General features: G+C 67.7%; 6 protein-coding genes. 3 read left to right on the top strand and 3 right to left on the bottom strand.

From position 1 onward, the window contains the following. Positions 1–191: 191 nt before the first annotated feature. Positions 192–1,169 carry a 2-oxoglutarate and iron-dependent oxygenase domain-containing protein gene (locus ABE543_RS18555; RefSeq protein WP_053520081.1) on the bottom strand — a complete coding sequence of 326 codons (978 nt, stop codon included), beginning with the start codon at positions 1,167–1,169 and terminating at the stop codon, positions 192–194. 148 nt (positions 1,170–1,317) lie between these two features. On the opposite strand from ABE543_RS18555, the gene ABE543_RS18550 reads away from it, so the two are divergent. The 3 genes from ABE543_RS18550 to ABE543_RS18540 are packed head-to-tail and all read left to right on the top strand — an operon-like array spanning position 1,318 to position 5,216. Next, positions 1,318–3,201: a DUF3413 domain-containing protein gene (locus ABE543_RS18550; RefSeq protein WP_346476008.1), complete on the top strand. Its 1,884-nt coding sequence runs from the start codon at positions 1,318–1,320 to the stop codon at positions 3,199–3,201. Positions 3,202–3,220: 19 nt separating this feature from the next. Continuing rightward, positions 3,221–4,366 carry a glycosyltransferase family 4 protein gene (locus ABE543_RS18545; protein WP_053520079.1) on the top strand — a complete coding sequence of 382 codons (1,146 nt, stop codon included), beginning with the start codon at positions 3,221–3,223 and terminating at the stop codon, positions 4,364–4,366. After that, a complete protein-coding gene (locus tag ABE543_RS18540) occupies positions 4,359–5,216 on the top strand; it encodes a polysaccharide deacetylase family protein (RefSeq protein ID WP_053520078.1) in 858 nt (285 codons plus the stop codon). Before ABE543_RS18545 ends, ABE543_RS18540 begins: the two co-directional genes overlap by 8 nt. Before the next feature lie 85 nt (positions 5,217–5,301). Here ABE543_RS18540 and glmM read toward each other — a convergent pair whose 3' ends face one another. Then, on the bottom strand, positions 5,302–6,666 hold the full coding sequence (gene glmM, locus ABE543_RS18535; protein ID WP_053520077.1) for a phosphoglucosamine mutase: 1,365 nt from the start codon (positions 6,664–6,666) through the stop codon (positions 5,302–5,304). Then, positions 6,666–7,541: an acetyl-CoA carboxylase, carboxyltransferase subunit beta gene (gene accD / locus ABE543_RS18530; RefSeq protein ID WP_053520076.1), complete on the bottom strand. Its 876-nt coding sequence runs from the start codon at positions 7,539–7,541 to the stop codon at positions 6,666–6,668. Before accD ends, glmM begins: the two co-directional genes overlap by 1 nt. Between the last annotated feature and the right edge of the window lie 200 nt (positions 7,542–7,741).

Here is a 7,741-nt window from a genome sequence, read left to right as displayed (position 1 = left end):
GTGGGCGGCGGGGGGTGGCTCGCCTCACCGCCCCCCCCCCCCCCCCCCTTGGGTTAACCCCCCCCCCCCCCCCCCCCCCCCCCCCCCCCCCGCCTCCCCACTGAACATCCCAGAGCCGCTTTGGCTTTGGCTCGCCGGGCACGGCCCGGCGCTACCCGTAATGGAAAGGCCGCCTCGCGGCGGCCTTTTCATTACTTCAGCTTGATCTCGCGCAGGCGTTCCTCGAGGAAGCCGTGGGCGGTGATCGGCTCCGGATACCGGCTCGGGTTCTCCGGGGTGATGCAGGACGGCAGCACGTCGATCAGGAAGTCCGGGTTCGGGTGCAGGAAGAACGGCACCGAGTAGCGCGGCTGGCGGGCCAGCTCGCCCGGGGGATTGACCACGCGATGGATGGTGGAGGGATACACGTGATTGGTCAGGCGCTGCAGCATGTCGCCGATGTTGACCACGATGGTGTCCGCATCCGAGGTGAAAGGCACCCACTTGCCATCGTGCGACTGCACCTCCAGGCCCGCCGCACTGGCACCGACCAGCAGGGTGATGAAGTTGATGTCGCCATGCGCACCGGCACGCACGTTGGGAATGTCGTCGGTGGTGATCGGCGGGTAATGGATCGGGCGCAGGATCGAGTTGCCGAAATTGGTCTTGTCGGCGAAGAAATCCTCCGGCAGGCCGATGTGCAGCGCCAGCGCCGACAGCACGCGCGACCCGAGGTTGTCCAGCGCCTGGTACAGGCCGTAGCCCCGCTCACGGAAGCCCTCGACCTCGGTCGGCCACAGGTTCGGCGGCATCACGTCGCGGTACCTGGAGTCGTCGCCGATCTCCCGGCCGATGTGCCAGAACTCCTTCAGATCGAAGTGCTTGGACCCCTTCGCGGTTTCCACGCCGAACGGGGTATAGCCACGTGCACCGCCCCCGCCGGCCACGTGGTACTTCCGCTTGATCTCCTCCGGCAGGGCGAAGAAGGCCTTGAAGACATCGTAGGCCGCGTCGATGTCGGCCTGCGGAATGCCGTGGTTGCGGATGCCCGCGAATCCCCATTGGCGATAGGCCGCCCCCAGCTCGGCCACGAAGGCCTCGCGGTCGCTGTCAAAACGGGTGATGTCGAGGGTCGGGATCTGGCTCACAGCGGTTCCTGGCTTGTCATTGGGTCTGGAGGGCCGCCGCATTCAGGGCCCACCTGAACATTGTGACAGATCGCCCGCAGGTCGACACCGATACGTTGAAACAAACCGATACAATGCGCGACCCGCGCGCGGATCCCCCGGTCGCGGCGGCGCCGCCCCTTGCCCCGCTCCTGCTGAACACGTACCGACGATGCCCTCCGCTCCACCTGCCGCCGATCCAGCTTCCCGACCCGGTTGTACCCAGCACTGGCGCCGGCTGGCCTGGTGGTCCTTGTTCGTGGCGGCAAACGCCGTACTGGCAGCCGTCATCACCCTGGGCAACGTGCCGCTGCGGGACAACCCCGGCGGCCCCGTCGGCCTGGCGTATCTGGCCGTTGCCCTGCCCGGCCACCTGCTGGCGTTCGGCGCGCTGGCCGGCCTGCTGCCGCTGCTGCTCGGACTGTGGGCCCGCAGCGCGCGTCCTCTGAGCATCAGCGCGGTGGTGCTGCAGGGCCTGTGGCTGTGCCTGCTGCTGGTCGATGCCAAGGTGTTCGCGCTGTACCGCTTCCACCTCAATGCCATGGTGGCGAACATGGTGTTCGGCGGCGCGCTGCACGATCAGGTCGCACTGTCGTGGAAGACCTGGCTGCAGGCGATCGCCCTGGTATCGGCCATCTTCGCCGCCGAAGCCCTGCTGGCGTGGGCCTGCTGGAAGCTGCTGCCCGCCCTGCCCCGACGGCGCCACGTCCTGCAGGCATGGACACTGGTCATCCTGCTGATGGCAGGTGGCCAGGTGGCGACCGCCTATTACGATGCACGCGGCGAGCGTGACGTGATCAGCCAGTGGAACTACCTGCCCTGGGCGCAGCCGATCACCGCCAAGAGCTTCATGCGTCGCCTGGGCGTGGTCAGCCAGCAGCAGGCGGGCCTGCCCGATCCCCGCCATGCCCAGCTGCACTACCCGCTGCATCCGCTGCGCTGCCAGAGCCACCGGCGGCCGAACGTGCTGATGGTGGTACTCGAATCACTCCGCCACGATGTGCTGACGCCACAGATCATGCCGAACACCACGGCATTGGCGCAGTCCTCCCGCGTCTACGAGCATCACTTCAGCACCGGCAACGCCACCCGCTACGGCCTGTTCGGCCTGCTCTACGGACTTCCCGGTGGCTACTGGGCAAGCATGCTTGACGAGCAGCGTGGCTCGCAGCTGTTCCAGGTCCTGGGACAGCAGGGCTATGACCTGCACCTGTACGGCAGCGCGCCGATGTACAGCCCTGAATTCGACCGCACCGTGTTCGCCGATGTCCGTGACCAGCTGCACCAGGGGCCGTCGGCACTGAAGCCCGATGGCCGCGACCGTGCCATCGTCGCGTCGCTGCAGCAGGACATCCGTAACAGCCAGGCCGCGCAGCGCCCGTGGTTCGGTTTCGTGTTCCTCGACTCCACCCACGCGCCCTACCACCTGCCGGCCGACTATCCGCCCCTGGCCACGCCGATGGCCGCGGACATCGACTTCCTCAAGTTCGGGCCGGACCACGATCCGACGCCGGAACTGAACCGCTATCACACCTCCGTCCACTACGCCGACAGCCTGGTCGGATCGCTGCTCGATACCCTGCGTGCGCAGGGCCTGGAGCAGGACACCATCGTGCTGGTCACTGGCGATCACGCAGAGGAGTTCAACGACCTCGCGCTGAACTACTGGGGCCACAACGGCAACTTCTCCGACTACCAGTTGCAGGTGCCGTTCGTGCTGCACTGGCCGGGCGAGGCCAGCGGCCGTGATGCGCGCACCAGCTCGCATGAGGACTGGGTGCCCACGCTGATGCGGCACGCCCTGGGCTGCGAGAACCCGCTGGCCGACTACAGCACCGGCCAGGATCTGCTGGCGGCCCCGGAAGGGCTCCGTGCCCTGGTGGTGGAAAGCTGGTCGCAGCGCGCCGTCCGCCACGGCGATGCCCTCTACGTGTTCGACAAGTTCGGCAATGCCACCGCGCTGGATCGGCACTATCGCCCACTGCCACAACAGGCGCCGGACGCAGCCGCGATCCGTTCCGCCTGGGAAGCGCTGACGCGCTTCCGCAATCGTTGATATCAAGGATCGAGTCCGCATGAAACGTTCGCTGCGCATCCTGCACACCGAAGCCGCCAAGGGAATGGGCGGGCAGGAGATCTACATCTTCCGCCACATGCAGGCCATGCGCGCGCGCGGCCACGACGTCTCGCTGCTGTGCCAGCCCGAGGCACGGCTGGCGCAGCTGGCGCGCGATGACGGCTTCACCGTGCATACGCTGCGCATGGGAGGGCTGGCGCGCCTGCTGCGCGGCATCTGGTCGGTTTCGCGCCTGGTGCGCCGCGAACGCTATGACGTGGTGAACACCACCAGCCGTCGCGACGCCTTGATTGCCGCCGCCGGCGCCCGCCTCGGCGGTGCGCCGCTGGTGGTGCGCTCGCGCCACCTGATGAGTCCGGTCAACTCGCTGCTGACCTATACCGGCCTGCCGCACCGGGTGCTGACCGTCAGCAGCTTCGTCAAGCAGCTGCTGGCCGACCGTGGCATTCCCGCTGAGCGCATCGGCATCGTGCCGCCGATCGCGGTTCCACCGCGCTGGACCGATATCCGCAAGGAAGATCCGTGGCAGTGCCTGCAGGACGTGCGTGCCGAAGTCCGTGCCGAGCTCGGCTTCGGCGAACAGGACATCGTGGTCGGCTGCGTGGCGGTGCTGCGCGAGCCCAAGGGCCATGCCGATCTGCTGCAGGCAATGGTGCCGCTGTGCAAGGCCAATCCGAACCTGCACCTGGTGGTGATCGGCGACGGGCAGCCAGTGATGGAGCGCCTGCAGGCGATGTGCGCCGAGCACGGCCTGCAGTCGCAGGTCCACCTGCTCGGCTACCGCGACGGCGCCTGCCGGCTGATGGCCGGCTTCGATATCTTCGCCCTCGCCTCGCACAAGGAAGCCGCCGGCACCGTGTTTCTGGAAGCGGCGTACGTCGGCGTGCCGATCGTGGCGACGCGGGTTGGTGGCGTGCCGGAGATGGTCGTGGACGGCAGCAATGCGATCCTCACCCGGCTGGGCGACAATGCTGCCCTGACGGGCGCTCTGCGCCTGCTGGTGGACGATCCGGAACGGCGCCGGCAGATGGGCCGTGCCGGCTGGGAATGGATGCGCGCTGCGCACCGCTTCACACCCACCGGCCACGGCGAGACCACCGAACACTACTACCGCCAGTGGCTGAAGGAGCTGGGACATGGCTGATGCCCGAACCGTACCGGTGCTGATGCACCATCACGTCAGTCCGTCGCCCGGCATGATCACGGTGTCGCCGGAGAATTTCGAAAGCCAGATTGCCTGGCTGGCCAACAGTGGCTGGACCTCACTGACACTGGAGCAGTACGCCGGGTTCCTGGCCGGCAGGCCGGTGCCGCGCCGGTCGATCGTCATCACCTTCGACGATGGCTACCTGGACAACTGGGTCTACGCGCATCCGATCCTGCAGAAGTACGGCATGCACGCGGTGGTGTTCGTGGTCACCGGATGGATGGGCGAAGGCCCGGTGCGGCCGCATGCAGGCCTGCCCGGCGCGGTACTGCCGGCAACGCCGGACCATCGCGGCTGCGAGGCCGCCATCTACGAGCAGGGGCGCAGCGACGATGTGATGATGCGCTGGAGCGAAGCGCGCGCGGCGATCGACGCGGGCACCTTCGAGGTGCATTGCCATACCCACACCCATACACGCTGGTTGCGCCGCGAAGACCTGGACCGCGCGCAGCGCCGGGCCGGCATCAGCAACGACCTGGCCCTCTCGCGCCAGGTCCTGCAGGACAAGCTGGGCGCAGTTTCGGACACATTGTGCTGGCCGTACGGTGACTTCGACGATGACCATGTCGAAGTCGCGCGCGAGCAGGGGTTCCGTTACCTGCATACCACCCACCCGTTCGGCCGCAACGTGATCGGCGGCGATCCCGAACGCATCTACCGCTTCGCGATCCGCAACCGGCCGGCCAGCTGGTTGCGCAAGCGCATCGCGCAGAGCTACAACCCGTTGATCGCGCCGCTGTTCAACGGCTTCAAAGCCCGCCAGAAGAAGATGGTGCCGGGCCCCTGAGTCCGCCTCGGCCCAGCAGCGGCCCCCTGAACAGAAAACGCCCCGGTCGTCCGGGGCGTTGTCCGTTGCGGAACCACCTGCGGGCTCAGGCCGCGGCGGCGGCCTTCACTGCGGCCGACAGGCGATCCAGCGTGTCCTGCATCAGTGTTGCGTCATCGGCCTCGACCGTCACCCGCACCACCGGCTCGGTGCCGGACGGGCGCAGGAATGCGCGCCCACGGCCGGCCACGGCCTGCTGCGCCTCCAGCAGTGCCGACTGCACGCTTTCGGCCTGCACGGTGGTCTTGGCCGAGACATTGCCCAAGCGCACGTTCACCGTCTTCTGCGGGACCTTCACCAGCGGCTGCAACGCCTGCCGCAGCGTCTGTCCGCTGCTGCGCAGCGCAAGCAGCACCTGCAGCGCACTGACGATGCCGTCACCGGTCGTGGCCCGGTCCAGGCACAGCAGATGGCCCGACGCTTCGCCACCGAGCACGCCGTCACCTTCGATCAGTGCCTGGTGCACGTAGCGGTCGCCGACGTTGCTGCGCTGGAACGGGATCTGCAGGTCGGCCAGCGCCTTCTCCAGTCCATAGTTGCTCATCAGCGTGCCGACCACCGGCCCACGCAGGCGACCTTCCGCCTGCCAGGTGCGTGCCAGGATGTACAGCAGGTCATCGCCGTCGACCGGATTGCCCTGGTCGTCAGCCATCAGCACGCGATCGCCGTCACCGTCGAAGGCGATGCCGAGATCGGCACGGGTCTCGCGGACCTTGGCGGCGAGGTTGTCGATATGGGTCGAACCGACGCCGGCATTGATGTTCACCCCGTTCGGCTCGGCACCGATGCCGATGACCTCGGCACCCAGCTCGCGGAACAGCAGCGGGGCGATCTGGTAGGTGGCACCATGCGCGCAGTCCAGCACCAGACGTACGCCACGCAGATCGAACGCACGCGGCACGCTGGCCTTGCAGAACTCGATGTAGCGGCCTACCGCCTCGCGCGCGCGCGACGCCTTGCCCAGCCGCTCCGATTCGGCCGTGGTGAACGGCACGTCCAGTGCGGCTTCCAGCGCCAGTTCGGTGGCGTCGTCCAGTTTCTCGCCCTGTGCGGAGAAGAACTTGATGCCGTTGTCGTAATGCGGATTGTGCGAAGCACTGATGACAATGCCTGCATCAACGCCCAAGGTGCGGGTCAGGAACGCCACCGCCGGGGTGGGCATCGGGCCGAGCAGCTGCACATCGGTGCCGGCGGCGACCAGGCCCGCCTCCAGCGCCGCCTCGAACATGTAGCCGGAAATGCGGGTGTCCTTGCCGATCACCACGATCGGGCGGCGCCCGTCCTGGCCGTGCCGGGCCACCAGCACGCGGCCCAGCGCATTGCCCAGGCGCAGCACGAAGTCGGCCGAGATCGCTCCCTCACCGACACGTCCGCGGATGCCATCAGTACCGAAGTACTTGCGGCCTCCCATCAAGCCACCTCCGGCGCCGGCTGGCGGCCCAGCATCGCCAGCAGGTCGGACAGGCGGTCACGCATTTCGCGGCGGTCGCAGATCTGGTCGATGGCACCATGCTCCAGCAGGAATTCCGAACGCTGGAAACCTTCCGGCAGTTTCTCGCGCACGGTCTGTTCGATCACGCGCGGCCCGGCGAATCCGATCAGCGCCTGCGGCTCGGCGATGTTGATGTCACCCAGCATCGCGAACGAGGCCGATACGCCACCGGTGGTGGGATGGGTCAGCACCGAGATGTACGGCAGGCCGGCTTCACGCAGCTTGCCCAGCGCAGCCGAGGTCTTGGCCATCTGCATCAGCGAGAACAGGCCTTCCTGCATGCGCGCGCCGCCACTGGCGGAGAAGCAGACGTAAGGCGCACCGATCTCCACGGCAGCCTCGGCCGCCAGCGAGAAGCGCTCGCCGACCACCGAACCCATCGAACCGCCCATGAAGGCGAAATCGAACGAGGACGCGACCAGCGGACGGCCCTTGAGCAGGCCGCGCATGGCGATCAGCGCGTCGTACTCGCCGGTGTTCTTCTGCGCGATCTTGATGCGCTCGCTGTACTTCTTCTGGTCCTTGAACTTCAGCAGGTCGGTCGGCCCCAGGCGCGCGCCGATCTCGGTGGTGCTGTCCGCATCGAACAGCGCGGCCAGGCGCGCGCGCGCGCGGATCGCCATGTGGTGACCGCACTTCGGGCAGACCTCCAGGTTCTCTTCCAGTTCCGGCCGGTACAGCGCGCTGCCGCAGTTGCTGCACTTTTCCCACAGGCCCTCGGGGACGCTGCGCTTCTTGCTGGGGGTGTTGTCGGTGCGGATGCCGGACGGCATCAACTTGCTGAGCCAACTCATGCGGGAGGACACTTCCGTTCAGGGCGGCCCGGGGGCCGCAAAGGCGGACAGTCTAGCTCCGCTTTCCCCGCCCGTGCACCCCTTGCCGGCCTGTGGGCGGCGGCGGAAAAACCATGCTGGGACGTACGTTTAGCGCAGGCAGCGCCCCGGCGCACACACCCGGGTACACCGATTCACACCCCCCCCCGGCAGAGCGGGGG

Origin of the sequence: Stenotrophomonas sp. TWI169 (genome assembly GCF_039674705.1) — a bacterium.
Lineage (GTDB): Bacteria > Pseudomonadota > Gammaproteobacteria > Xanthomonadales > Xanthomonadaceae > Stenotrophomonas > Stenotrophomonas maltophilia_P.
The sequence above is the reverse complement of the archived record's forward strand: the minus strand, read 5'-3'. Positions and strand labels throughout refer to the sequence as shown.

Coding starts and splice junctions, on each gene's coding strand:
- ABE543_RS18555 (WP_053520081.1), bottom strand. CDS start 1,169: ATGCGGCGGCCCTCCAGACCCAATGACAAGCCAGGAACCGCTGTGAGC.
- ABE543_RS18550 (WP_346476008.1), top strand. CDS start 1,318: ATGCCCTCCGCTCCACCTGCCGCCGATCCAGCTTCCCGACCCGGTTGT.
- ABE543_RS18545 (WP_053520079.1), top strand. CDS start 3,221: ATGAAACGTTCGCTGCGCATCCTGCACACCGAAGCCGCCAAGGGAATG.
- ABE543_RS18540 (WP_053520078.1), top strand. CDS start 4,359: ATGGCTGATGCCCGAACCGTACCGGTGCTGATGCACCATCACGTCAGT.
- glmM (WP_053520077.1), bottom strand. CDS start 6,666: ATGGGAGGCCGCAAGTACTTCGGTACTGATGGCATCCGCGGACGTGTC.
- accD (WP_053520076.1), bottom strand. CDS start 7,541: ATGAGTTGGCTCAGCAAGTTGATGCCGTCCGGCATCCGCACCGACAAC.